Below are 25,083 nucleotides of genomic sequence, written 5' to 3' on the forward strand. Positions count from 1 at the left end.
GATTTTTATATAAAATATCTATTCTGTCACTCCCACGTCTTTACGCAGTTTTTCCAATTGAACAGTCAGTGCTTCCCGTACTTTTACATACTTCGGGTTATCATATACATTATTGACCTCCATCACATCTTTTTTCAAATCATACAATTCCCAAAAGTCAATAGCTTCATCATTCCCACTACCCTCTCCATACCAATGAATCAATTTGTAGCGTTTAGTGCGAATGCCATCATGTTTGCGTACACTACCCACTGCCGGATAATCGTAAAAATGATAGTATAACTCATTTCGCCAATTTTCCGCCTTTCCATTTTTAAACAACGGTAATAAAGAGCGCCCAGACATCTCTTTCGGCACCTCCACTCCTGCAAGGCTCAGGAAAGTCGGTGCCAAATCAATATTCTGCACCAGCTCTTTGCATACCGAATGTTTCTTGACTAAAGAAGGGCACGAAATAATCAGAGGTGTACGGAAAGACTCCTCATACATAAAGCGCTTGTCATACAGTCCATGCTCTCCCAACAGAAAACCTTGATCAGAGGTATAAACTATCACTGTATTATCCAGAACTCCTTTTTCTTCCAAATAATCAAGCAAACGGCCCACTTGTTCATCTACCGAACGGATAGTCCGACAATACTCTTTTACATACCGTTGATATTTCCACCGAAGCAAATCCTTTCCAACCGGAGGATTTTTCAGGAATTCTTCATTTTTCTTGTCATAAATAGCTTCCCATGTGGCACGCTGTTTGCTATCCATCTCAGCCATTGCCATCAGCCAACTGTCTCTAATATATTGCAATGTAGGTTCGTTCTTCAATTCTCTCACCTTAAAATCGAACGCATACCCCATGTGCCGATCAATTGTCAGCTCCTGAGTTTTCATCTGCGGACCACGTGTCGTATAGTCATCAAATAGCGTTTCAGGTTCTGGAAAATCCACATCCTCAAATAAATGCATATTGGGAAAGTCAGGCATCCAATTACGATGAGGTGCCTTGTGATTTACAAGGACACAGAAAGGCTTCTCATCGGAGATGTTTTTCTCCAACCACTCTATGGCATGATCGGTTATCAACGTGGTAGCATATCCTTTTTCTTTTATATATTCTCCGTTTGTATCAGGACGACGGAACTTGGGATTATAGTATTCACCCTGATCAAAAAGAATGTCATAATGGTCAAACCCCTTCGGCTCAACATTCAAATGCCACTTTCCAAAGACTGAAGTTACATATCCTTTTTTTTGTAGCAGCTCGGTAAACCATTGTTTCTGTGGATTCAAACAGCACCCCAACCTCGTCTGTCCGTGCTGATGACTATACAAGCCCGTTAAAAGGGTCGCCCGGCTTGGAGCTGAAATGGAATTCTCTACAAAAGATTGCGTAAAAAGCATGCCATTCCCAGCCAAACGATCAATGTTAGGTGTCGGAGCCAACTTTGAAATAGGATGTCCGTAAGCACTTATGGTCTGGAAAGCATGGTCATCCGTAAAAATACAAACAATATTCAACGGTTTATTGGACACTTTCTGGGCCCAAATAGGTTGTACTGCCGATATTATCGGCAGTACAACCATAGAAGTGGAAAACAGATTATTTTTCATAACATATTTCTCAGTGAGTCAATTCCTCATTAGGTGAAGCTCCCAAACCTAAAACCAATTTTCCTCCTTTTACGACCTCACTAAAGGGCAATTGTACAGTATCTTGCGGACGGTTGTTCAAAGATATATCCTGCAAATAACAATCACCTACCGCCTGCTTCTTAGCTTCGATTACAAATTTCTCTCCCGGATAATAATCTTTATTCAAACGGACAGTGACTTTGTCAAACAAAGGGGCACCTATCTGGAATTTCGGATCAATCTCCGTCAATCCCTTTACATCAAATAAGCCCAATGCAGACATTACGTACCAAGCCCCCAATTGTCCTTGATCCTCATCCTGTCCATAACCATAGCCATGTATACCTTCGAGGCCATAGAACTCATCCAAAATAGCACGTACCCACTTTTGAGACAGATATGGTTTACCCGAAAAGTTAAACAACCAAGAAATATGCAAATTAGGCTGATTACCATGATTATACACCGTCTTCAATCCGGCGAACGCATCCACTTCTTTCCCACCTCCAAAAATATTTTTCTGTGAAAGCAAAAAGATACTATCCAGACGATTATTAAACGTTTCTTGCCCTACCAAATCTACCAATTCGTCTATCTGGTGAGGAACATAAAATGTATATTGCACGGCATTTCCTTCTTGAAATCCCTTCCAAGGAGCCAATGGATTAAAATCTTCCAGAAAATTTCCTTTAGTATCCTTGGGACGAATCAAACGGGTCTCCGGATCATAAAGATTCTTCCAGCCATTCGACAAATCAGAGAGTAACTTATAGTCATCCTCTTTACCCAAATGTTTGGCAAATTGGGACACAGCAAAACTACTGAAACTGTATTCCATTGTATGTGAAGCACCAAACCCAGATCCTTCCTCACGAGTCACCATATCAAACCGTTTTTCATAAGGAGAATATCCACGTTCCACAAACTGACGTACATCCATCTTACCTGCACCTTCAAGTCTTCCACGCCATTCCACTTCATTCTTCAAAGCAGCTTCATATCCCTGCTGTACGTCAAAATCACGAATACCGCAATTATATGCAGCAGCAATAGCCAAGCTAGTAAAATTCGTCCCTACTCCAGACACATATTTACTGCATGCGATGCCATCACCCAACCAACCGGCATCCTGATAAACCAACAACTGACTTTTTATCCAATCAGAATAATATTCGGGATAAGCCAATGACCATAATTGCGTCAGATTCCAGAAACCACCCCAAATGGCATCCGTATTATAATGCTGATGTACCGGATTACCTTCTTCATCAAGAGCAATACGACCGACCGTTCCATTATTTTTAGGATAATATCCATTTGCATCACTAGCCAATCCACGCCCCAAAAGCGCATGGAACAATCCGGTGTAAAACTTCACTTTATCAGTTTCCTTCCCTCCTTCCACATAAATCCTGCTCAGAGATTCATTCCACACATCTGTTGCATTCTTCTTGGCTTGGTCAAAGGTAACATCCGCAGCCTCGGTTTCCCGGTTGAAACGAGCATTCTCTATGGAAGTATAGGATAGGCCCACTTTGACTTCCACAGCCTCTTGTTCTTCTGTAGAGAATGTCATGTAAAGACCCGCGCCTGGTCCTTTTTCCTGATGTTTACCCGGATTAACCACATCTTTTACAAAAGTACCTACCTGAACCGGCTTCTTATTAAGAACAGCCGAGAAATACATACGTACATCTGCCCCTTTCTGATAAATATTAACATATACGGGGGAAGTGATTACATAACCTTCCACCCGGCCATCTTCAAAATATTGTACTTCGGCATCTTTCACCTCACCACTTTCTCCTTGCTTGTTACCTATATCGAAGATAAGGTTTGCCAGTTCTGTTTTGGGATAGGTATAACGATGAAATCCCACTCGTTTCATAGCAGTCAATTCAGCCTTTACTCCATAGTCCTTCAACAAAACAGAATAGTACCCGGGAGCTGCCACTTCATCTTTCTTATCGAAACGTGAACGATAACCGCCATCCGGATTTTCCAACTCACCCGGTACTGTCTGCAATTCTCCGACAGTCGGTGCAAATACGACACCGCCTACCTGGAACTCGTGAAAATTGGCAAAGCCTTCGATGGAAGTATGACGAAAATCATACCCCACTGCTTGCCAACCACCGGGATTTCCCAAATGCGCATCGGTAGAAGGAGCCAGTTTTGCCATGCCAAACGGAATAGCAGCCGGTGTATAAAAGAACCAACGACAATGCGCAGTTCCAATGTTTGGGTCTACATAGTCCACCAAAGCTTTAGTGCTTGAAGTACTTGTTGAACACCCCATAATGATACTCATACATATCACCAAAAAACAAAGTCGTTTCATGATATTAATTTATTAAGACGGTAGACACTAACATTATTTATTTTCCGAGCATGGAGCAATCCCCCATGACTTATTCGGTTTATCACCCATTTCCAGTATCAATTCTCCACCTTTTAGCAATTCTGCAGCGGGGAAATAGAAACGTTCCAACTTCTCACCATTCAGAGTGGCACTCTGAACGTACTTATTTTTTCTGGATACATTTTTAGCCTCAATTGTAAATGTTTCACCACGATTATAGCGTTTGCCCAAATCAATAACCACTTTCTCATACAATGGACTGGCAATTTCATAAATAGGTTCGACACTGCAACCGCCATCAGTCTGAAACAGTCCCAAAGCCGCCATCACAAACCAAGCACTCATCTGGCCCTGATCTTCGTCACCCAAATAGGCATTGGCAACGCCACAACCATAATATCTATCAATAATGGAACGGGACCATTTTTGTGTCAGCCAAGGTTTATTGGCCCAATTGAACAAGAAAGCAAAATGCATGGACTGCTGGTTGCCCTGAACCACCGGATAATCCCAATATTGGTCATTGGGAGCATTGTATCTCCAAGGTTCACTTACTTCAAAACCCCAGTTCAGACGATCCACAAATGATTTTTCTCCCATTATGTCAATCAAGGCCGGTACATCCTGAGGCACAAAGTAGCTAAGCTGCCAAGAATTACCTTCTACATAGTGGTGATTACGTCCGGTTTGAAATGCATCAAAATCAGGGATAAAGTTACCGGCCGAATCACGCATGTGAGCATATCCATTTTCCGGATTAATAGCATTTTTCCACCAATATCCGCGATCATTGAATGTAGCATATTCCGAGAATTTACCTAATGCTTTCGCCATCTGTCCCACAGTCCAATCATCGTAAGAATACTCCAATGTATTAGAAAAACGTCCCAATTCAATAGGTACGTATTTATATTTCATATAAGACACCAAATCGCGATTACCGGCAAAACCACCTGCAACATGTGTAGCTGGAGTAGTCTGCATTTTTTTCATGGCTTCAAATGCCTTTTCCACATCATAATCACGAATACCCATCTGATAGGTAGATACCATCTGTGGAATTTCGTGTTCGGCCACCATTACCGGAATATATTCCATTCCGGCAGGACCTTTTGCCAACCACCCGTTTGCATCGTACAATGCCAACTGAGAGTTCACCCATTTGGAGCTCCATTCGGGTGTCACTAAATTCCAGAACTGATTCAAATTCCAGAAAGTGTTCCAAAAAGCATCACATCCTAAAGCTACATGTTCAGGATTTGTAAATTTACGTACCTTTTCGTCCGGAGACACCCATTCGCCATTCACATCACTCCACAAATTTCGGCAAAGTGCACGATACATATTAGTGTAAAAGCGCACCTTCTCCAGACGGTCATTGGTAGTTATATCCAGACGGTTGAAAATACCATTCCATACATCTTTCTGATTTTGCACTACCGCATCAAAATCCCAACCAAATCTATCAGAGATTTCCTTTTGCAGATTTTCAGAAGCATTTGAAATACTCACCAACGAAATACCGGCACGAGCCTGCACCACCGGATGCTTTTTCGTATCAAATTCGACATAAAGTCCTGCATCTTTCAAGTTCTTACCAAATATATGGCCTCCATCCAATATTTGCTTATTCTTCCAGCCACCTACTTTCTTAATCGGTGCATCAAACTCTATTACGAAGTTCACTACATATTCCTGATCAGCGTCATTACTCCACACATAAGGACGAGGAGAAATCTGATGAGAGCGTCCCTCAATTCTATAATCACTTACCTTCTTAATATCTACATCCAGCAGATTATAATCATATTCAGCTTGCACATGAAGGTCAATCATTACACGTCCATCTTTATCTTTCGGGAAGGTATATTTCTGGAAACTTGCTCTTTCTGTAGCTGTCACCTCCGCCCAGATTTCTGTATCGGTCAAGAAGACCTTATAATATCCTAACGGAGCTTCTTCTGTCCTCTTGTCAATACGCGAACGGTAACCTTCATCTGGACGGAACTGATCGCCAACCTGAGTAAACAACTTGCCGTTAGTAGGCATTAACCCTAATCCGCCCATTGTCCACTCATGGATATGACTGAAACAACCCAAAGTTTCAAAAGTTGGTTGATAACCGGCCTGCCAGCCCATATTTTGATTGTCCGGACTCAGCTTCACCATACTGAAAGGCATCCAAGGTCCCGGTGCAATCATCCATCGAGAATGTGCCGTACCTATTTTGGTATCTACATAGTCAGCAAATGTCTGTATCTTTTGCGGAGAACGTATAATAATACCCTTTTCCAGCAATTGTCCATCTACAAACACTTGATATTCACTCTTTCTACTTTTTTTCACAGCAGGCATAGGTACTTCAAATACATAACGTGCCGTGTCCAACTGCGCAGAAAAAACATCTATACCGTCTAATTTTACACTCAATTTCGGGTTACCGGATAGATGCTCTACATCAACCAATAAAGGCTGTATTTTTGCTCCATCCATTTCCATTTCATATTCTGCCGGAGCCACATTGCGCAAGAAAGCATATTCATTATTCTTTTCCAGAACAAGTTCGTCAGCACCTTCCAAACGTATCTGATCGAAAACAATCCAGCCCCCTTCAAGAACAGAAACAGTGACCATATTTCCACCTTTTTTCAAATCATTGGCTGAAATTGGAAATTCAAGAATTTGTTCCTTGGCATCTTGAAGATTACCCTCCAGTACTCCTTTCGAATGCCCTTTAATTTCAAACTTCTTTTCGGCAGAATTCACCATAACTTTAACCACCGAACGGCTCGGATTGGCATCCACCAAGTCTACCACCAATTTCCATTTGCCATGTTTCGGCAATTTTTTAATGCCAAACAATATATTTGCATCATGAGTTCTCCAACCGGAAGTACTCCATGTACCTCCCCAAGTATCATCAGGCCCTGGCAACACATAAGGGAAATCATTTTTGTCAACAGAAGTCCCCACTAAAAAGTAACGATCTTCATAACCAAAATCATGAGCCAGGAACTTTTTATACTCAGAAGGGCCCAAAGCCAGTTCTGTTCCGGAATTATCCGCAACGCCAATTTGCCATACCACTTTTGCAGCAGTTGCACACATAGCGCAACAAGCAACGATAAAAAAAGATATTATTTTTTTCATATTCATAATGAGTCTTATTATTTTTTGTTATCCGTGAAAACAATCTTATCTACTTAAAAAGCAAACTAACCCTTATATCTTCTTGTCTATCTGTTGTAAAGCAAAAGCATATGCTCCCAGTGCAATAGCCTTGTTTGCTCCTAAAGTTGAAATCGCCACCCCTATACGTTTAGTACAATCATAGGATACTTTCTTGTCAGTAAAAGGTACCTCAACCCAAGAACTTGTATCTTCTAAAAACTTCTTATATTCGTCCGGCTCCATCAAATTACAAACTTCCATCTGCAGACAATCGAAATCCCGTCCGGAGAAAGTCGATATGGAACGACGCATTTCACGCATCATACCTGGCAGAATATATTTAGCTGCACCAGCAACTCCTCCTCCTATAACCACCATACCATCTACAATATGAAGTGCACTGACAATGGCAGCACCCGCCATTTCACCTAATTCATCAAAACTCCGCACAGCCGCTTCACGATTCCCCGTGAGTATGCCCTCGGCAATGTCATATATATCCTTTGGAGTCAGATTATCAACCGCCTCACCGCTCAGTTCTCCGTACACACGGCGTACTGCACGGATACTGACACTTTCTTCGGCTATCAAGTCGGTATATTTTTTATTTCTCATAATCCAGACATCACCACCACAGCCGTTATCACCGGTCAGCAAGCAATTATCAATCACCACTCCTGCTCCAAAACCGGTTCCCAACGTAATGCCTAACAAGTTTTTATAACGTTTAGGATTACCGACAGCCTTAAGTTCCTCATTAATGGAAGGTAATATTCCGGCCAACGCTTCACCGTAAGCAAACAAGTTACCATCGTTATTTATATATACCGGAATACCAAATTCTTCTTCCAGAAAAGCTCCCAAAGCCACACCTCCACGAAAAACCGGAAAGTTCGGTAAATCGCCTATCACACCATTCTTATAGTCTGCTGGACCAGGAAATGCAAAACTGATAGCTACCGGCTCATTTTCCAATTGTCTTTTCACTGCAGAAAAGCCTTTTTTCAAAACAGTCAGACATCCATTCAAATTGTCCGAAACCGCTGGCAAACAAATAGTTTCCACAATATCCTGATTTCCCCGGATAGCTGAAAAAACGAAATTCGTGCCTCCTGCATCCAAGGTCATTACTGTACGTTGGTCATGTCTATACATATTATATCAGATTTAATTAATACCATTTTCCGGTTAAAACCTCACATAAGCCTTGATGGTTCCACACTCTTTTCCCACAGACTTGCCACAAGGAGTTATTGTATATTCACCCACACTTGCCGGAACTATGAAGGTTTCAGCATAATGTACCACAAATGGTTTAAAAGCGCTTGTCGGACTTTCAACAACCACTTCTTCACCTTCCACCAAATTCAGTACATTCACACTATTATTCGTATGATGTGTAACAGATTTGGAAAACCAGTGACGGCGTGTTTCAATGAATTCATTCGGGTGTAATCCAGTACGCTCCTCGCTCCATCCTTCTCCTTCGGCAATCTGAGTGAAATGATTTGCCAGATATTCTTTTACATATTCCGTATTACGTTTCCAGTCTATTACTTCTTTACCTCTTTCCACATTAATGGGGCGCGGTTTGCCATCCAACCCCAAACGTTGCCAATCCCAGAGTTTGAATGTAAACAAATTGGGTGTTGAGCTGATTTCCAATACAAGTGCCTCCGAACCTGAGCAATGCACCGTACCTCCCGGAATCAAATAATGATCATGTTTTTTAGCAGGCAGTTTATTTACATACTTTTCTGTATCGAAAACGATTTCACCTTTCTGAGCCTCACGCAAATCACGAATCATGTCATCTTTATTAATACCATTCTTCAAACCAAGATAGACCGAAGCTCCTTCTTTAGCATCCAGCAGATAATAGCTTTCGTCCTGAGTATAATACATACCAAAGTTTTCACGGATAAACTGTGTGGTAGGATGCACTTGTACACTCAAATTTCCACCACCTACTGTATCTAGGAAATCGAAACGAATCGGGAAATCCTTACCAAAACGCGCTTCTACCGGTTCACCTAAAAGCTCTCTAGATTTCAACAAAACCAAATCTACCGACGGCAATTCAAAACGTACACCGTTCACCTCAAAATAAAGACTATTCTCTTCGGGCACACAATCGAAACACCAACCATAATTTTCTTTTTCAGGATTTAATCCACACACTTCTTTCATCCATTGTCCGCCCCATGGTGCCGGGTCAAAGAAAGGCACTACGCGAAAAGGAGTCTTAATTGTTTCTTCTATTCCTTTAAAGAAAGTCTCCCTATCAATCATTCTCGGATCGTTTGCAATGTGCGTATCCAACCAGAAATCGGCTTTATCAAACAAGCCTTCCTTATACTTATCAAGAACTCTCCAATCATTAAAATACCCTCTCTTATATTGTAAAGACACAGCATCTTCACGATTATCCACTCCCAAAGCCTTTACTTCGTGAGCACGAAAACGCTGTTGTATCTCCCAACGGGCCATATCAACATACACCAGCGTTGCTTCTGCCTGAGCTATCATAGCAGCACCCGAACCGACCACAATCACTCTATCATTTGCCGCTACCTGCTTCCGGGCTACCTCCAGCTTACCTGCATCAAAGTAGTCTTTCAGAGATAGGTTCGTCACATAACCAAAAAGAACATCCTTTGTCATAAAACGCTCTGTCATTTCCTTAATCTCATTCTCCGGCTTCATCAAGTCACGTGTATTAATAAGTAAGGTAGGTGACAGCGATTTCAATTCATTTATAACTTCATCTTCACGCACTCCTGCATAGAGTTCAACAGCTAGTACCTTTCTACTCTTAAAACACTCCATCAGTAAGGTATGAATATCATTCCATCCCCGAAGAATCGTTCCCGAAATCTTTGTAGAAGGGAACTTGTCGTAATTTACTTTTCTCATAATTATATATACTTGATTTTATTATATGTATGAACATATTAGTATTTTGTGCAAATATATACTCTTTAAAAATAAAATAAAAGAATCTTCTCATATTTTTTTGATAAAAAAAGAATTATCTTTGCAATATTAAAAAAAATAACAGAAAAAGTATAACCATGAAATTAGACCCAAACTCAGAAAAACCTCTTCACATTCAAGCAGAAGAAGTGCTGAGAAAACTTATAGAATCAGAGGAATACAAAAATGGGAAACTTCTTCCCAATGAAGTTTTATTGTCTGAACAATTAAACATATCGAGAAATACACTTCGCCAAGCAATCAACAAACTGGTATTCGAGGGATTATTGGTCAGAAAAAAAGGGCATGGTACAAAGGTTGTAAAAAAAGGTATTATAGGAGGAGTAAAGAACTGGTTGAGCTTCTCACAAGAAATGAAAATGCTAGGTATCGAAATTAAAAACTTCGAATTGCATGTCAGTTTTAAGAAAGCATCCGAAGAAATATGTACCTTTTTCAATATAGACCCTGAAAAGGGAACAAAATGTATGGTATTGGAAAGAGTACGCGGTAATAAAGAATATCCTTTTGTCTCCTTCATCTCTTATTTCAATCCGAGTATACCACTGACCGGTGATGAGGACTTCACCCAACCTCTTTATGGAATACTTGAAAATAAATATGACATCATCGTAAAAACCAGTAAAGAGGAAGTATCCGCACGGTTGGCCGGAGAATATATCGCAGAAAAACTGGATATCAAATCCAGCGACCCTATATTAATAAGGAAAAGATTTGTTTATGATATCAATGGAACTCCCATTGAATACAATATAGGATACTATCGTGCAGACAGCTTTACCTACACCATAGAGGCAGAAAGATAAATATACAAGAAAGTTTAATCTATAACAGAAATGACTATGAATACAACAGAAATCCCCGTACTGCTGTTGACCGGTTATCTGGGTAGTGGCAAAACGACGTTGGTAAATCACATCCTTTCTAATAAACGTGGCATTAAGTTTGCTGTTATCGTCAATGACATAGGCGAAGTGAACATTGATGCAGACCTTATACAGAAAGGTGGCGTGGTGGGAAAGAAAGACGACAGCCTGGTAGCTCTGCAGAATGGCTGTATCTGCTGTACGCTGAAGACAGACTTGATAGAGCAGATGTTCGAAATCATGAAGATGCAACGCTTCGACTACATCGTGATTGAAGCGAGTGGCATCTGTGAACCGGAGCCTATTGCCCAAACACTCTGCTCCATTCCTCATATGGGAGGAGCGTATACTAAATACGGTATTTGCCGCTTAGACTGCATTACCACCGTGGTGGACGCCTTACGTCTGCAAAGTGAATTTTCTTGCGGAGATGATTTGACACGCAAAGGCATTGATGAGGAAGATATAGAAAACCTCATCATTCAGCAGATTGAGTTCTGCAATATTATCCTGCTGAACAAAGCAGCAGAAGTACAGCCCGAAGAATTAAAACGTATCAAGCAGATTATCCGCACCTTGCAACCCGGTGCCGAAATTATAGAGTGCAACTATGCAGATGTAGACCTGGATAAGATTATCCATACCCACCTCTTTAACTTTGAGCGTGCCGCAACTTCTGCCGGATGGATTCGTGGCATAGAGCAACAAGTAAGCGAAGAGGAGGAAAAAGAGGCGCATTACCATCATGAAGAGGGTCATCATCACCATCACGAAGATGAACATCATCATGAAAGCGAACATCATCACGAGAAATGTCATCACCACCATCACGAAGGAGGTGAAGTAGAAGAATACGGTATTGGCACATTTGTCTACTACCGCCGTCCTGCATTCGACATTCATAAGTTCGACCACTATGTCGCTACCAAATGGCCCCGCAGCGTTATCCGCGCCAAGGGTGTCTGCTACTTCAGCCACAACCGCGACATGTCCTTCCTCTTTGAACAAGCAGGTATACAGAAGAAAATAACTGAAGCCGGACAATGGTATGCCACCGCCCCCGAAGAAGACATGATAGAACTGATGCGCCAAGAACCGGGATTGCTAAGAGACTGGGACGAGCAATACGGCGACCGCATGCTGAAGATAGTATTCATCGGACAAAATATGGATAAAGAGCAAATCATCCGCGACTTGGACAAATGCCTTGAATAACTTCCTAAAAAAGTGCTCCCCGTCATTCCGATCTTAAGAACAACGGGGAGCATCGTCCCAGGCGCGTAACTCTATTTTAAGAATCAGGAACCATATCAATTCTCCGTAAAACGGAACATTTTGAAATACACCTTCTGCCCTGTGTCGGATACATTCACCAGCCTCATCTTCGCAACGCTCAAATCTTTGAGAGATGCCTTCACCTGCGTTCTGTATCCCGGCTTCAAATCCACCGCCTGCCAGTTTGTGCCATCCGAAGTTACTTCCAGTTTAAACTTCGAATCAGCAACCTCCGCATCTCCCAAATCGATAAGCACCGAACTCAACTGGCGGGCATAATCCATCGAAATGGTCAGCACACCGCCTGCCTGCCAGTTGATGACTTCATTGGACGGAATAATTGTATTCACCTTTCCCTTCTGCTGAATAGGAAGCGAAGCCAACTGATTCACGTCGCTCTTCAACGTGTAGGGAGAATAAACAGCCTTTGTATCAAGCCCGGCATGGAACGCTGCATTATAGCCCGTTGTCGCCGCTTCGAACAAAGCATTGAAAGTAGGCATCAGATGCAGGCTGCCGCTCTTTATGCCCGCTTTATATTGGGCATCCGTCTCACCCATCAGCACCAGCAGGGCGCGGGCGTGTTCGTAGCTACCTATAAATGCATCCTTCTGCTGGCGCAGGCGTATCATGTTCAGCACCTCCGCACCATACTCTCCCACTTGTTTGAACTGAATGAGCCAAGGCCTTATTTCAGTTATCAACGGACGATTCTCATTTCCCGACGCAAGCAATCCATCAGCGGCAACGATTATCTTCCGGCATTCCTCAGCTACCTGCCGATAGGCATCTTCATCTATCTCGTTTTTCTCTTGATAGGCTTTCAACAAGGCAGAGAGAGCAGGCTGAATGGCAACGGACTCTTCACGACGGAAGCGATGTCCATTCTGTCCCGGGTCGGAATTATGAGCAGCGAAGATTTCCAAATATTCGGCATGAAGTGGCATAAGGTCTCTGACTGCATGTTTCCAAGAAGTTTCACTATCATAATTCTCCATATTCCAAGTATAATCAGCTACACTGTACAGAGAGATTTTGGAAGCCTCGGCATGTTCCATCGGATTGGAAACAAAAGCAGACATATCATCTTTTACATCAAGCCCGTTTCCATAAACCGGCCCTAGCAGCAAATGGTCTTGTACATAATCCGAAACGGGGAAATTCCACCAAATGTACGCCTTACGTTTCAGCAGCGGATTGACGAAGTCCAGCGTAGACTTATCTATAGTAGCAACTACCATATCACCGGTCCACATCACCTTGATACCCTCGTTCAACTTATCACCAAGCGTAGTGAGATAGCCTCCCTCCACATCGGTCCATGACTTGTTGTACTCTGTGGGACACAATATCAATGGTGCAACATCCCGCTTGACTTTTACAAAATGGTCGTCAATATAGTTCAACAGTTCAGCCTGCTTGTCCGCCTTTGTCCCCTCACCCGAAATATCATCAAAGAAAACGGCAAAACCACGCACACCCAACTGGTACATGCTTTCGAACTTCTGCAACAATAACGAGCGGTCTTCTTCATTCCAGCGAATATCCTGACCCGGATGAATGGCCCAATAGAAAATAACATTGTTCTCCTTCGCCCTATTCACCAATACTTTCAACTCTTCTCCTTCTCGAGCAGGATAAGGCTTGCGCCAGTTGGGAGTCCGGTGATAAGGATCGTCTTTTGGTCCATAGATATAGACATTCATTTTGTTCCGACCATAAAAATCAAGCTGGCGTATACGCGCCTCCTGACTCCAGGGAGCACCGTAAAAACCTTCTACCACACCCCGATAGGGAACATCAGGATAGTCCGTCACTTCAACCAAAGGCAGCTTGTCTAAAGCAAGCAACTGCGCAAGAGTCTGTACACCATAGTACGCTCCCCGTTCGTCAGCACCGGCTATGACGATGCAGTCTTTTTCTATTTTCAGGAAATAACCTTCGGATTTGCGTGGAATCCGATGTTGGTATTTCTTAATAATCTTATCTCCTTTCACTCCTATATATACACGGAAAGAAGCGCCAAGCACCTCTTCCGGCATCAATGAACGGAGTAAAGGCAACGCAGGTCCGTCCTGCACGGAATTGCCGGAAAGGATCTGGTATTGTCGGGGAATATCAACAGAATCTTTTTGCGTAATATATTCTTGGGGAGTAGGTTGCAAATGAAACTCTTGCGCACAAAGCGTCGCTGTCGTCAGCATACCGAATGCTCCCAGTAACAGTAGTTCTTTTCTCATAAGCGGATTATTAAATTAAGGAATATCTATGTATTAAGAAAACTCTTCCATGCATTCAAGGTTGATACGTTCAAAAATAAGAAATAAATATGAAAACACGTACAAATACAGACATTTATTTCAGTTTAAAGATTCATTCTGCATCCGTTTGAGTTCATCGCACACAGCCGGATGCAGGAAGTAGCGTACGTCTTTTCCCTCCTCTATGGCCCGACGGATAAAAGTGGAGCTGATTTCGAATACCGGAGAAGAAACTGTCCGCACATTCTGCGGTAAAAAGGTGGCCTCTACCGGATAGCCGGGACGGGGATAAACCAGAAGATGATTTTCGGCAATAATGCGTTCCGACTCGTACCAACGGTGGAACAGCCTCCAGTTGTCCGAACCAATGACAAGATGGAAAGTGTGTTGGGGATAAGTCCGTTTCAGTGCGTCCAACGTATGAACAGTATAAGAAGGCCGAGGCAGATGGAATTCAAAATCGGAAGCGCGAAACTTGGGATAACCCTCAGTGGCTAGCTGCACCAGCTTCAAACGTAACTTGTCATCCATCAGTTCGTTTTCTTCCTTCAGCGGATTGTGGGGGGTGACCATAAACCACACTTCGTCCAGGTCCCCGTATTCGCAAAGATAGTTGGCGAGGGCCAAATGTCCGATGTGTATCGGGTTGAACGAGCCGCTGAAGATTCCTATATTCATTTATTCTTATTCATATACAACCTTACAAAGGACGTCTTTGCAACGCACGCCAGGCAGCCCAAGCATTGAAAATCGTCACTACAGAGATAAGAAACATTGAAATACTGGAACGAGGCTCGCCATGATGTATATACAATACACCCACAACAAGGGAGCAGACGAACAGAACGCTATTAATAATTAGCAATGCCTTGTTCAGCTTCGGGCTATTCTTCCTCCTCGGTGCCAACTGGTTGTACACTCCTCCACGTTGTTTCATTCGTTCAAGAATTGAGAGATTACTTTCAATGCTTCCGCTTTGGCTGTCTCCAGGTCATCGTTCACAATCACGGTATCGAACTTCGGTGCAAAGCCCAGTTCGTATTCGGCTTTCGCCACGCGGTTCTCTATCACTTCGGGAGCATCTGTTCCGCGCCCCACCAAGCGTTTGCGCAATTCCTCCACTGAAGGTGGCTGAATGAAAACAGACAAAGCACGCTCACCATAGAATTTCTTGATATTGCAACCACCCACTACATCCACATCGAACACTACATTCTGTCCGGCAGCCAATTGCTTTTCCACCTGCTCCTTCAGTGTTCCGTAAAAACGGTCCTGATATACCTCTTCATACTCCAGGAATTCATCATTGGCTATGCGACGACGGAACTCGTCAGGAGTCAGAAAGAAATACTCCACTCCATCTTTCTCCGTTCCGCGGGGCGGGCGGCTGGTCGCTGAGATGGAGAATGCCAAGTTCAGATTTTGAGTCAGCAGATAGTTGATAATCGTTGACTTGCCAGAGCCCGAAGGGGCTGAAAATATGATAAGTTTTGCCATCGAATTATTTACGATTTGACGATTTACTATTTGATACTACATGACGTTCAATACTTGTTCCTTGATTTGCTCCAATTCATCTTTCATCTGAACGACAATCTTCTGCATCTCCGCATGATTGGACTTACTGCCCAAGGTATTGATTTCGCGTCCCATCTCCTGGGCGATGAACCCTAACTTCTTGCCTTGTCCGGTTCCGGTTTCCAGCGTATTGATAAAATATTTCAGATGATTGCCAAGACGCTGTTTCTCTTCGTTCACATCCAGCTTTTCGATGTAGTAGATGAGTTCCTGCTCCAGGCGGTTCTTGTCATAATCCACACTCAACGTCTTTTCCAGAGCATCGGTAATACGTTCCTTCACTTTGGCTACACGCTCTTTCTCATAGGGAGCGATAGTCTCCAACAGATGGGAGATGTTGGAGATCTTCTCACGGAACTTCTTTTCAAGGGCAGCTCCTTCCTGCTTACGGAAGTCCACCAGCGCACCAACAGCCTTTTCCACAGCCGAATAAACCACAGCCCATTCCTCCTCACTCAGTTCCTGCGTTTCATTCTTGGTCATCACATCCGGCATGCGGAGCAACGTGGCAAACCAGTCCGTCGCATCCGGTACAGGTATTCCAAGATTTTCGGATATGGCACGAATCTGCTTGTAGTATCCCTCCACCAATGTCTGATTGATGGGAGTGGCACTTTCCGCACTCTCTTTCTTTTCTATCCAAAGGCTGAAATCCACCTTTCCGCGTTCCAGTTTCCGTGATATTTCATTACGGATTTCCATCTCTTTCTCACGATAAAGCGGAGCAATACGAGCAGACAAGTCCATTGCCTTACTATTGAGCGACTTTATTTCAACGTTGATTTTCTTATCAGGCAGTTCGACGGTTGCTTTGCCGTAGCCTGTCATAGATTGTATCATAATGTTATAGTTTTGCGCAAAATTACACGATTATTTTAATTAGTGAAAATAATCACGTAAATTTGCCACAATAAAATCAAGAATAAAAGTTATGTCATGTATCTTGCATATTGAAACGTCCACTTCTGCCTGCTCCGTAGCCGTGAGCGAGGACGGACAGAACGTTTTCAAGAAAGAGGACCTGAATGGCCCTTCACACGCCGTTTCATTGGGAGTCTTTGTGGACGAGGCGCTATCCTTTGCCGATAGCCATGCCATGCCGTTGGATGCAGTCGCCGTGAGCTGCGGCCCTGGTTCGTATACCGGGTTGCGTATCGGCGTGTCGATGGCAAAAGGTGTCTGCTATGGACGTAACCTGCCACTTATCGGGCTGGAAACCCTGAAAGTTCAGTGTGTACCGGTATTGCTCTACCACGATGAGTTGCCCGACGACGCATTACTCTGCCCGATGATTGACGCCCGCCGCATGGAAGTCTATGCTGCCATCTACGACCGTGCCTTGAAATCGGTGCGCGACATTGCAGCCGATATTGTGGACGAAAACTCCTACCTGGAATTTTTAGAGCAACATCCCGTCTATTTCTTCGGTGACGGTGCAGCCAAATGCAAAGAGAAAATCACGCATCCCAATGCACACTTCATCGACGGCATCCGCCCGCTTGCCGGCATGATGTTTCCGTTGGCAGAGAAGGCAATAGCCGAACAAGATTTCAAGGATGTGGCCTATTTCGAACCCTTCTATTTGAAGGAATTCGTAGCCGGCACGCCAAAGAAACTTATTTAGGGTTTAGCGATTAGGGATGAATACCATGCGGTATCACTACGTAGCCCATTAATCACTAATCACTAACCACTAATCATTGAACATTAATCACTAATTAAAGATGCAATATAACACTCAACAAAAACGGATGCCCCTACCCGAATATGGTCGCAGCATCCAGAATATGGTAGACCACGCGCTGACAATCGAAGACCGTGCAGAACGCCAGCGTTGCGCAAACACAATCATCAACATCATGGGAAACATGTTTCCCCATCTGCGCGATGTGCCCGACTTCAAACATAAGCTATGGGACCACCTTGCCATCATGGCCAACTTCCAATTGGATATAGATTATCCGTACGAAATTATCCGCAAGGACAATCTGAATACCAAGCCGGAGAGCATCCCCTACCCCAGTACCAAAATCCGCTACCGCCACTATGGCCGTACACTGGAAGTACTGATAAAGAAAGCCATCGAATTTCCGGAAGGAGAAGAGAAGCAGAACTTGATAGCGCTCATTTGTAACCACATGAAGAAAGACTACATGGCATGGAACAAAGATACCGTCGATGACCGTAAGATTTCAGATGACCTCACCGAACTCTCTGACGGAAAACTGCAAATGACAGACAGTATCGTCCGTCTCATGGCCGAACGTATTGACCAGAACTACCGTCCGAAAGTGAACAACCAGAATAACCGGAACAACAACCGGAACAATAAACGGAAATACTAAAATTGAATGATTAGTGGTTAGTGATTAATGCCATGCGGCATCACCATGCAGACCACTAATCACTAATCACCAACCCCTAATCACTAATTTCATGGCATCATTTGTAATCGAAGGAGGACACAGACTTTCCGGTGACATTTACCCCCAAGGAGCAAAAAACGAGGTGTTGCAAATTATCTGCGCCACATTGCTCACTGCCGAAGAGGTGACTGTGCACAATATCCCGGACATACTGGACGTCAACAACCTTATCCAATTGATGCGGGATATGGGAGTCAGCGTATCTAAAAAAGGCATTGACACTTACAGCTTTCAAGCTGCCAACATTGATTTCGCCTATCTGGAAAGTGACGCGTTCCTGAAAAAATGTTCCAGCCTGCGCGGTTCCGTCATGCTGGTGGGGCCGATGGTGGCACGTTTCGGCAAGGCCATGATTTCCAAGCCGGGCGGAGACAAGATAGGACGCCGCCGTCTGGATACACACTTCATCGGTATCCAGAATTTAGGAGCCGACTTTGTCTATAATGAGGAGCGTGGCATCTACGAAATCTCAGCCAAACAACTGCATGGCAGTTATATGCTACTCGACGAGGCATCTGTAACGGGAACAGCCAATATCGTAATGGCAGCCGTCCTTGCCAAAGGCAAGACCACCATCTACAACGCCGCCTGCGAACCCTACGTGCAGCAACTTTGCAGAATGCTGAACCGGATGGGAGCTAAGATAGAAGGCATCGCCTCCAACCTCCTGACTATCGAAGGAGTAGACGAGCTGCACGGAACCGAGCATACCATCCTCCCCGACATGATTGAAGTGGGCAGTTTCATTGGCATGGCAGCCATGACCCGTAGCGAACTGACCATCAAGAATGTCTCCTACGAGAACTTGGGAATTATCCCCGACAGTTTCCGTCGACTCGGCATCAAGATGGAGCAGTGGGAAGACGACATTTACGTGCCCGCACAAGAGACGTACCAGATAGAGTCCTTTATCGACGGCTCCATCATGACCATTGCCGACGCACCCTGGCCCGGACTGACACCAGACTTGCTCAGTGTGCTGCTGGTGGTTGCCACCCAGGCAAAAGGCAGTGTACTCATTCATCAGAAAATGTTCGAAAGCCGTTTGTTCTTTGTGGACAAGCTGATAGATATGGGAGCGCAAATTATCCTCTGCGACCCGCACCGCGCCGTTGTCATCGGTCACGACCACGGCTTTAAACTACGTGGCGGCAACATGACCTCGCCCGATATCCGTGCGGGCATCGCCCTGCTGATAGCTGCCATGAGTGCGGACGGCATCAGCCGCATCCACAACATAGAGCAGATAGACCGTGGGTATCAGAACATCGAAGGGCGACTGAATGCGCTCGGAGCAAGAATAACAAGAATAGAATAAGATGATAAAGAGAGAAGAAGTATATAAGATAGGTATATTCAACAAGCCCCACGGCATTCACGGAGAACTATCGTTCACTTTTACGGATGACATCTTCGACCGGGTGGAAGCCGAATACCTAATCTGCCTGCTGGATGGTATACTGGTGCCTTTCTTCTTGGAAGAATACCGTTTCCGCTCCGACACCACCGCCCTTGTCAAACTGGAAGGCGTGGACACAGCAGAACGCGCCCGCATGTTCACTAATATTGAGGTCTACTTCCCCGTAAAACATGCAGAAGAGGCAGGACCAGGTGAACTGAGTTGGGACTTCTTCGTCGGTTTTCGTATGGAGGAAGTACATCACGGCACGCTGGGAGAAGTGACGGACGTGGACACATCGACCATCAACACACTGTTTGTGGTAGATTATCAGGGAGAAGAACTGCTGGTGCCGGCACAAGAAGAGTTTATCATAGACATTGACCAGAAGCACAAGGTCATCACCGTAGACCTGCCGGAAGGTTTGATAGCTTTGGACGAAACAGAAGAGGTATGAAAAAGAAACGAAGAAAAGCATTTTGGAGTAACATCAAGTTCAAGTACAGACTGACGATTACGAACGAGAATACCCTTGAGGATATCATCACGTTGCGCGTATCCAAGCTGAACGGGCTGTCCGTATTGCTCTCCGTGCTGTTCGTATTGTTTCTCATCGCCTCCCTGATCGTAGCCTTCACCCCGCTGCGCAACTACCTGCCGGGATATATGAACAGTGAAATCCGTGCCCAGGTAGTGGAGAATGCCTTGCGCGTAGATTCCCTCCAGCAACTGGTGAACAGACAGAACCTCTATATCATGAATATCCAGGACATCTTCCAGGGCAAGATAAAGGCAGATACCATACATTCCATCGACTCGTTGACCCACCTGCGCGAAGATTCGCTCATGGAACGTACACAACGGGAAGCCGAATTCCGCAAACAGTACGAGGAGACAGAAAAGTACAACCTGACGAGCATCACCGCTCGCCCCGAAATAGACGGACTGATTTTCTACCGCCCCACACGCGGCATGATTTCATCTCCCTTCAATGCCGAAACAAAACACTTCGGCACGGACATTGCCGCCAATCCGGGCGAAAGCGTATTGGCCACCTTAGACGGTACCGTCATACTGAGTACCTACACTGCCGAGACGGGTTATCTGATAGAAATACAGCACAACCAGGACTTCGTGTCAGTCTACAAGCATTGCGGCTCTCTGCTGAAACGGGAAGGCGATGCGGTGAAAGGGGGTGAAGCCATCGCACTGGTAGGAAACACCGGCGAGCTGTCCACCGGTCCCCACCTTCACTTCGAGCTGTGGCATAAGGGCAGGGCCGTAAATCCCGAGCTTTACATCGTATTTTAGTCTCCAAATAGTAAATTGTAAATAGCATAATAGTAAATGAAACAGATTGCCATACTCGGTTCTACCGGTTCCATCGGTACACAAGCGTTGCAGGTCATCGAAGAACATCCCGACCAGTACGAAGCATACGTATTGACCGCCAATAACCGCGTAGAGGAACTCATAGCCCAGGCACGCAGATTCAAGCCTGAGGCAGTGGTAATAGCCAACGAATCGAAATACACGCAACTGAAAGAAGCGCTTGCCGACCTACCTATCAAGGTATATGCCGGCGCAGATGCCCTCTGCCAGATTGTGACCGAAAATCCCATTGATATGGTATTGACCGCCATGGTGGGATATGCAGGGCTGAAGCCCACCATGAATGCCATCCGAGCCCGTAAGCCGATAGCCCTTGCCAACAAAGAGACGCTGGTGGTGGCGGGAGAGCTCATCAATGACCTGGCACGCTTCAGCGGTGTCCCCATCCTACCCGTCGACTCCGAGCACTCCGCCGTTTTCCAGTGCCTGGCCGGTGAGATAGGCAACCAAATAGAAAAAGTGATACTGACTGCCTCCGGAGGTCCGTTCCGCACCTGCACTATGGAGCAACTAACAACCGTCACCAAAGCGCAAGCACTGAAACACCCCAACTGGGACATGGGCGCCAAAATCACGATAGACTCTGCTTCCATGATGAACAAAGGGTTCGAGGTAATCGAAGCCAAATGGCTGTTCGGTGTACGTCCCGACCAGATAGAAGTCGTGGTACACCCGCAATCCGTCATCCACTCCATGGTACAGTTTGAGGACGGTGCCGTGAAAGCACAACTGGGAATGCCGGACATGCGCCTGCCCATCCAATATGCCTTCTCCTATCCCGACCGGTTGAAAGCCTCTTTCCCGCGCCTGGACTTCAAGCTGTGCACGGAACTGACGTTCGAGCAACCGGACACCACCCGTTTCCGTAACCTCGCCCTGGCCTACGAAGCGCTACATCGTGCAGGCAATATGCCTTGCATTGTCAATGCCGCCAATGAAGTGGTGGTAGCTGCCTTCCTGCAGGACAAAATTTCGTTCCTTGGCATGAGTGAAGTAATAGAAAAGACCATGTCGCGCGTATCCTACTTACAGAAGCCCACCTATGAAGACTATGTGGCTACGGATGCCGAAGCCCGACGGATAGCAGAAGAGCTGATTTGATAGATACACCGGAATGAAAAGAATTATAAAAAACATCTACTCATTTGATACGTTAAATAAGAAAACGTACCTTTGCGAAAATTATAAAAATCGTAAAACAGCAAATAATTAGATGGAAACATTCTTGATTCGTGCCCTGCAACTCATTATGAGCCTCTCGTTGCTCGTTATTGTTCATGAGGGGGGGCACTTCCTTTTTGCGCGTCTGTTCAAGACGCGGGTAGAAAAGTTCTGCTTATTCTTTGACCCTTGGTTCACATTATTCAAGTTCAAGCCCAAACACAGTGACACGGAATATGGTATCGGGTGGCTACCCTTAGGTGGTTATGTAAAAATAGCAGGTATGATAGACGAATCTATGGATACCGAACAGATGAAGCAACCCATGCAGCCATGGGAGTTCCGTGCCAAGCCGGCATGGCAGCGCCTGCTAATTATGGTAGGCGGTGTATTGTTCAACTTCCTGCTCGCATTGTTCATCTATTCCATGATACTTTTTACTTGGGGCGACGAATATATACCAGTACAAAAAGCCCCATTGGGTATGGATTTTAACGAAACAGCCAAAGCCATAGGCTTCCGCGACGGCGATATCCTAATATCTGCCGACGGGGTACCATTCGAACGCTATGACGGCGACCTGCTGACCAGTATTGTCGATGCCCGCCAGGTAAGCGTATTGCGTGACGGGGAAGCTGCTTCAGTCTACATCCCCGAAGACATGATGAACCGCTTGCTGGCAGACAGCGTGCGTTTCGCCAGTTTCCGTTTCCCTTATGTAGTCGACAGCCTGATTGTAGGATACCCTGCCGCTTCCGCCGGTCTGCAAGTAGGTGACAGCATCACCCACTTGGATGGAAAGTCAATAGCCTACTACGACTTCAAAGAAGAGATGCTGAAGCGCAAGAAAGCCAACGCATCCCATGAGGTAACCTTGACATACGTCCGTAACGGTGTGACAGACACCTTGAGCATGATGACCAATGCCGACTATGAAATAGGCGTAGCAGCACGTACGGCAACCGACAAACTGCTGCCCGTTGTCCGCAAGGAATACAGTTTCCTTTCCTCTTTCCCTGCCGGCGTATCTTTGGGGGTAAAGACTCTGAAAGGCTACGTAGGCCAGATGAAATATCTTTTCTCCAAGGAAGGAGCCAAGCAACTCGGAGGTTTCGGAACCATCGGCAGTATTTTCCCCGCCACGTGGGACTGGCACCAGTTCTGGTACATGACGGCATTCCTCTCCATCATCCTTGCCTTTATGAATATTCTGCCCATCCCTGCACTGGACGGTGGACACGTGTTATTCCTCATTTACGAAATCATTGCACGCCGCAAGCCCAGCGACAAGTTTATGGAACGTGCGCAGATGGTGGGCATGTTCCTCTTGTTCGGTTTGCTGATTTGGGCAAACTTCAATGATATACTGAGGTATTTCTTTTAAAGAACAAGACATAAAAAAACGCATCATCCATTCGCAGTAGAACGGATGATGCATTTACATCAAACAGATGATGTGTTCGGGGCAAGCAGACGATGCGTTTGAGCCAAACACATCATCTGTTTTTTCTGTGTCTTATACCAAATGGCCGATCCACTCTTCTCTATCGCCCGGAAGCAGGTCTATTACCGGAACTTCAACCATTGTATAGCAACCCGGCTGCTGACGCATAGCGGCACGCGCCACACATACCAGCACTTGTGCCGTGAGGGCAGGATTGTTGATACGCATGTTGAACTCAAATAGCTGGTTCTGCGTCTTGCCGGACACACCCTTACGGGTCAAGTTTACCCCATGCCCCATATCGAGCAGTGCATCCACACTCGGAACCAATTTTACATGTGTTTCGTCATTCACGAAGTACGGGTCGGCTTTGATGGCTGCAGCCACCTTATCAAATTCGTAACCATCCTTCAACTCAATGTACACCATACGACGGTGAATGCCGGTTCCTGTAGGAATAGTCATGGAAAGAGCGGCTTTCACACCTTCGATGGCCTTTACAGCCACGGTGTGTCCCATGCTCATACCCGGACCAAAATTAGTATAGGTAATGCCTTTCGGAGCAATGGCTTCCAGCATAGTGCGGACAATGGAGTCACTACCCGGATCCCAGCCGGCAGAAATGATGGATACCGTATTATGCTTTTTAGCCTCTGCATCCAGTGTGCGGCGCAAGGCAGTGATACCCGTATGGATATCGAAACTGTCCACAGTATGAATGCCTAAAGCAAGGATCTCCTTTGCATACTCTTCCACTTTGCGGGTAGGCGTACAAAGGATAGCAACATCCACGCCTTTCAGTTCCTTGATATTCTTCACAACGGGATATGCACTCAGTTCCGCAGGACAGTTTTCAGCTCCGGCACGGCGTACTACACCGGCAATTTCGAAATCGGGAGCTGCTTGCAGGGCTTCGAGCACATAATGCCCGATATTACCATAGCCAACGATGGCCGCTCTTACTTTTTTCATTCTTTTTATGAATTTATTTATCAGTTTTCTACTTTATCGGCGCAAAAGTAAGCATTTTAATTTATTATATCGGCAGAACTCCCTGCTGTTTCACACAGTTTTTCTTTTTTTAGTGAGTGAAAGTCCAATAATAATTCATACATTCGCAGA

The 25,083-nt window shown here is 44.9% G+C and carries 20 protein-coding genes; 9 read left to right on the plus strand and 11 right to left on the minus strand.

Annotated features, from left to right (window positions below):
* Window positions 1-18: 18 nt before the first annotated feature.
* The 5 genes from DWY57_RS03660 to DWY57_RS03680 form a co-directional block, all read right to left on the minus strand.
* Window positions 19-1,608: a sulfatase gene (locus tag DWY57_RS03660; protein WP_117652711.1), complete on the minus strand. Its 1,590-nt coding sequence runs from the start codon at window positions 1,606-1,608 to the stop codon at window positions 19-21.
* A gap of 10 nt (window positions 1,609-1,618) precedes the next feature.
* Window positions 1,619-3,970, minus strand: a complete 2,352-nt coding sequence (locus tag DWY57_RS03665; RefSeq protein ID WP_009038014.1) for a GH92 family glycosyl hydrolase — start codon at window positions 3,968-3,970, stop codon at window positions 1,619-1,621.
* Between the two features lie 33 nt (window positions 3,971-4,003).
* Window positions 4,004-7,141, minus strand: a complete 3,138-nt coding sequence (locus tag DWY57_RS03670) for a GH92 family glycosyl hydrolase (RefSeq protein WP_165853580.1) — start codon at window positions 7,139-7,141, stop codon at window positions 4,004-4,006.
* Window positions 7,142-7,213: 72 nt separating this feature from the next.
* On the minus strand, window positions 7,214-8,317 hold the full coding sequence (locus DWY57_RS03675) for an ROK family protein (protein WP_117588442.1): 1,104 nt from the start codon (window positions 8,315-8,317) through the stop codon (window positions 7,214-7,216).
* A gap of 33 nt (window positions 8,318-8,350) precedes the next feature.
* The gene (locus DWY57_RS03680; protein WP_009038011.1) at window positions 8,351-10,078 is read right to left on the minus strand and encodes a class I mannose-6-phosphate isomerase; all 1,728 of its coding nucleotides are present in this window, start codon (window positions 10,076-10,078) and stop codon (window positions 8,351-8,353) included.
* Window positions 10,079-10,236: 158 nt separating this feature from the next.
* On the opposite strand from DWY57_RS03680, the gene DWY57_RS03685 reads away from it, so the two are divergent.
* Both DWY57_RS03685 and DWY57_RS03690 read left to right on the plus strand, forming a co-directional pair.
* The gene (locus DWY57_RS03685; protein ID WP_009038010.1) at window positions 10,237-10,965 is read left to right on the plus strand and encodes a GntR family transcriptional regulator; all 729 of its coding nucleotides are present in this window, start codon (window positions 10,237-10,239) and stop codon (window positions 10,963-10,965) included.
* 36 nt (window positions 10,966-11,001) lie between these two features.
* Entirely contained in the window at window positions 11,002-12,240 is a 1,239-nt protein-coding gene (locus tag DWY57_RS03690) for a GTP-binding protein (RefSeq protein WP_119961360.1), read from the plus strand.
* 95 nt (window positions 12,241-12,335) lie between these two features.
* Here the strand turns inward: DWY57_RS03690 and DWY57_RS03695 are convergent, their stop codons facing one another.
* From DWY57_RS03695 to DWY57_RS03715, 5 genes are all read right to left on the minus strand, one after another.
* On the minus strand, window positions 12,336-14,540 hold the full coding sequence (locus tag DWY57_RS03695; RefSeq protein WP_119961343.1) for a beta-N-acetylglucosaminidase: 2,205 nt from the start codon (window positions 14,538-14,540) through the stop codon (window positions 12,336-12,338).
* Between the two features lie 120 nt (window positions 14,541-14,660).
* Window positions 14,661-15,239, minus strand: a complete 579-nt coding sequence (nadD, locus tag DWY57_RS03700; RefSeq protein WP_005826971.1) for a nicotinate (nicotinamide) nucleotide adenylyltransferase — start codon at window positions 15,237-15,239, stop codon at window positions 14,661-14,663.
* Window positions 15,240-15,261: 22 nt separating this feature from the next.
* Window positions 15,262-15,498, minus strand: a complete 237-nt coding sequence (locus DWY57_RS03705; protein WP_005826972.1) for a hypothetical protein — start codon at window positions 15,496-15,498, stop codon at window positions 15,262-15,264.
* Window positions 15,495-16,058, minus strand: a complete 564-nt coding sequence (gmk, locus tag DWY57_RS03710; RefSeq protein WP_016272958.1) for a guanylate kinase — start codon at window positions 16,056-16,058, stop codon at window positions 15,495-15,497. The genes DWY57_RS03705 and gmk overlap by 4 nt, the downstream gene beginning before the upstream one ends.
* 36 nt (window positions 16,059-16,094) lie before the next feature.
* Complete coding sequence (locus tag DWY57_RS03715) at window positions 16,095-16,979, minus strand: YicC/YloC family endoribonuclease (RefSeq protein ID WP_119961344.1); 885 nt, start codon at window positions 16,977-16,979, stop codon at window positions 16,095-16,097.
* A 91-nt stretch (window positions 16,980-17,070) separates the two neighbouring features.
* On the opposite strand from DWY57_RS03715, the gene tsaB reads away from it, so the two are divergent.
* The 7 genes from tsaB to rseP all read left to right on the plus strand — a co-directional run bounded on the left by tsaB (window position 17,071) and on the right by rseP (window position 23,901).
* Window positions 17,071-17,763, plus strand: a complete 693-nt coding sequence (gene tsaB, locus DWY57_RS03720; protein ID WP_008665164.1) for a tRNA (adenosine(37)-N6)-threonylcarbamoyltransferase complex dimerization subunit type 1 TsaB — start codon at window positions 17,071-17,073, stop codon at window positions 17,761-17,763.
* A 100-nt stretch (window positions 17,764-17,863) separates the two neighbouring features.
* A complete protein-coding gene (locus DWY57_RS03725; RefSeq protein ID WP_005826977.1) occupies window positions 17,864-18,484 on the plus strand; it encodes a DUF4290 domain-containing protein in 621 nt (206 codons plus the stop codon).
* A 91-nt stretch (window positions 18,485-18,575) separates the two neighbouring features.
* Window positions 18,576-19,883, plus strand: coding sequence for a UDP-N-acetylglucosamine 1-carboxyvinyltransferase (gene murA, locus DWY57_RS03730; protein WP_005833020.1), 1,308 nt, complete (start codon window positions 18,576-18,578; stop codon window positions 19,881-19,883).
* Window position 19,884: 1 nt separating this feature from the next.
* The gene (gene rimM, locus DWY57_RS03735; RefSeq protein ID WP_005826980.1) at window positions 19,885-20,421 is read left to right on the plus strand and encodes a ribosome maturation factor RimM; all 537 of its coding nucleotides are present in this window, start codon (window positions 19,885-19,887) and stop codon (window positions 20,419-20,421) included.
* Window positions 20,418-21,275, plus strand: coding sequence for a M23 family metallopeptidase (locus tag DWY57_RS03740; RefSeq protein ID WP_005826982.1), 858 nt, complete (start codon window positions 20,418-20,420; stop codon window positions 21,273-21,275). Before rimM ends, DWY57_RS03740 begins: the two co-directional genes overlap by 4 nt.
* Before the next feature lie 36 nt (window positions 21,276-21,311).
* Window positions 21,312-22,457, plus strand: coding sequence for a 1-deoxy-D-xylulose-5-phosphate reductoisomerase (locus DWY57_RS03745; protein WP_005826984.1), 1,146 nt, complete (start codon window positions 21,312-21,314; stop codon window positions 22,455-22,457).
* A 112-nt stretch (window positions 22,458-22,569) separates the two neighbouring features.
* Window positions 22,570-23,901 carry an RIP metalloprotease RseP gene (gene rseP, locus DWY57_RS03750; protein WP_005826988.1) on the plus strand — a complete coding sequence of 444 codons (1,332 nt, stop codon included), beginning with the start codon at window positions 22,570-22,572 and terminating at the stop codon, window positions 23,899-23,901.
* A gap of 132 nt (window positions 23,902-24,033) precedes the next feature.
* On the opposite strand, the gene DWY57_RS03755 is transcribed toward rseP, so the two are convergent.
* On the minus strand, window positions 24,034-24,933 hold the full coding sequence (locus DWY57_RS03755) for a diaminopimelate dehydrogenase (RefSeq protein WP_022401162.1): 900 nt from the start codon (window positions 24,931-24,933) through the stop codon (window positions 24,034-24,036).
* Window positions 24,934-25,083 lie beyond the last annotated feature (150 nt).

The organism is Bacteroides sp. AF25-5LB, from assembly GCF_003602965.1.
Classification (GTDB): domain Bacteria; phylum Bacteroidota; class Bacteroidia; order Bacteroidales; family Bacteroidaceae; genus Bacteroides; species Bacteroides uniformis.

Coding starts and splice junctions, on each gene's coding strand:
- DWY57_RS03660 (WP_117652711.1), bottom strand. CDS start 1,608: ATGAAAAATAATCTGTTTTCCACTTCTATGGTTGTACTGCCGATAATA.
- DWY57_RS03665 (WP_009038014.1), bottom strand. CDS start 3,970: ATGAAACGACTTTGTTTTTTGGTGATATGTATGAGTATCATTATGGGG.
- DWY57_RS03670 (WP_165853580.1), bottom strand. CDS start 7,141: ATGAAAAAAATAATATCTTTTTTTATCGTTGCTTGTTGCGCTATGTGT.
- DWY57_RS03675 (WP_117588442.1), bottom strand. CDS start 8,317: ATGTATAGACATGACCAACGTACAGTAATGACCTTGGATGCAGGAGGC.
- DWY57_RS03680 (WP_009038011.1), bottom strand. CDS start 10,078: ATGAGAAAAGTAAATTACGACAAGTTCCCTTCTACAAAGATTTCGGGA.
- DWY57_RS03685 (WP_009038010.1), top strand. CDS start 10,237: ATGAAATTAGACCCAAACTCAGAAAAACCTCTTCACATTCAAGCAGAA.
- DWY57_RS03690 (WP_119961360.1), top strand. CDS start 11,002: ATGAATACAACAGAAATCCCCGTACTGCTGTTGACCGGTTATCTGGGT.
- DWY57_RS03695 (WP_119961343.1), bottom strand. CDS start 14,540: ATGAGAAAAGAACTACTGTTACTGGGAGCATTCGGTATGCTGACGACA.
- nadD (WP_005826971.1), bottom strand. CDS start 15,239: ATGAATATAGGAATCTTCAGCGGCTCGTTCAACCCGATACACATCGGA.
- DWY57_RS03705 (WP_005826972.1), bottom strand. CDS start 15,498: ATGAAACAACGTGGAGGAGTGTACAACCAGTTGGCACCGAGGAGGAAG.
- gmk (WP_016272958.1), bottom strand. CDS start 16,058: ATGGCAAAACTTATCATATTTTCAGCCCCTTCGGGCTCTGGCAAGTCA.
- DWY57_RS03715 (WP_119961344.1), bottom strand. CDS start 16,979: ATGATACAATCTATGACAGGCTACGGCAAAGCAACCGTCGAACTGCCT.
- tsaB (WP_008665164.1), top strand. CDS start 17,071: ATGTCATGTATCTTGCATATTGAAACGTCCACTTCTGCCTGCTCCGTA.
- DWY57_RS03725 (WP_005826977.1), top strand. CDS start 17,864: ATGCAATATAACACTCAACAAAAACGGATGCCCCTACCCGAATATGGT.
- murA (WP_005833020.1), top strand. CDS start 18,576: ATGGCATCATTTGTAATCGAAGGAGGACACAGACTTTCCGGTGACATT.
- rimM (WP_005826980.1), top strand. CDS start 19,885: ATGATAAAGAGAGAAGAAGTATATAAGATAGGTATATTCAACAAGCCC.
- DWY57_RS03740 (WP_005826982.1), top strand. CDS start 20,418: ATGAAAAAGAAACGAAGAAAAGCATTTTGGAGTAACATCAAGTTCAAG.
- DWY57_RS03745 (WP_005826984.1), top strand. CDS start 21,312: ATGAAACAGATTGCCATACTCGGTTCTACCGGTTCCATCGGTACACAA.
- rseP (WP_005826988.1), top strand. CDS start 22,570: ATGGAAACATTCTTGATTCGTGCCCTGCAACTCATTATGAGCCTCTCG.
- DWY57_RS03755 (WP_022401162.1), bottom strand. CDS start 24,933: ATGAAAAAAGTAAGAGCGGCCATCGTTGGCTATGGTAATATCGGGCAT.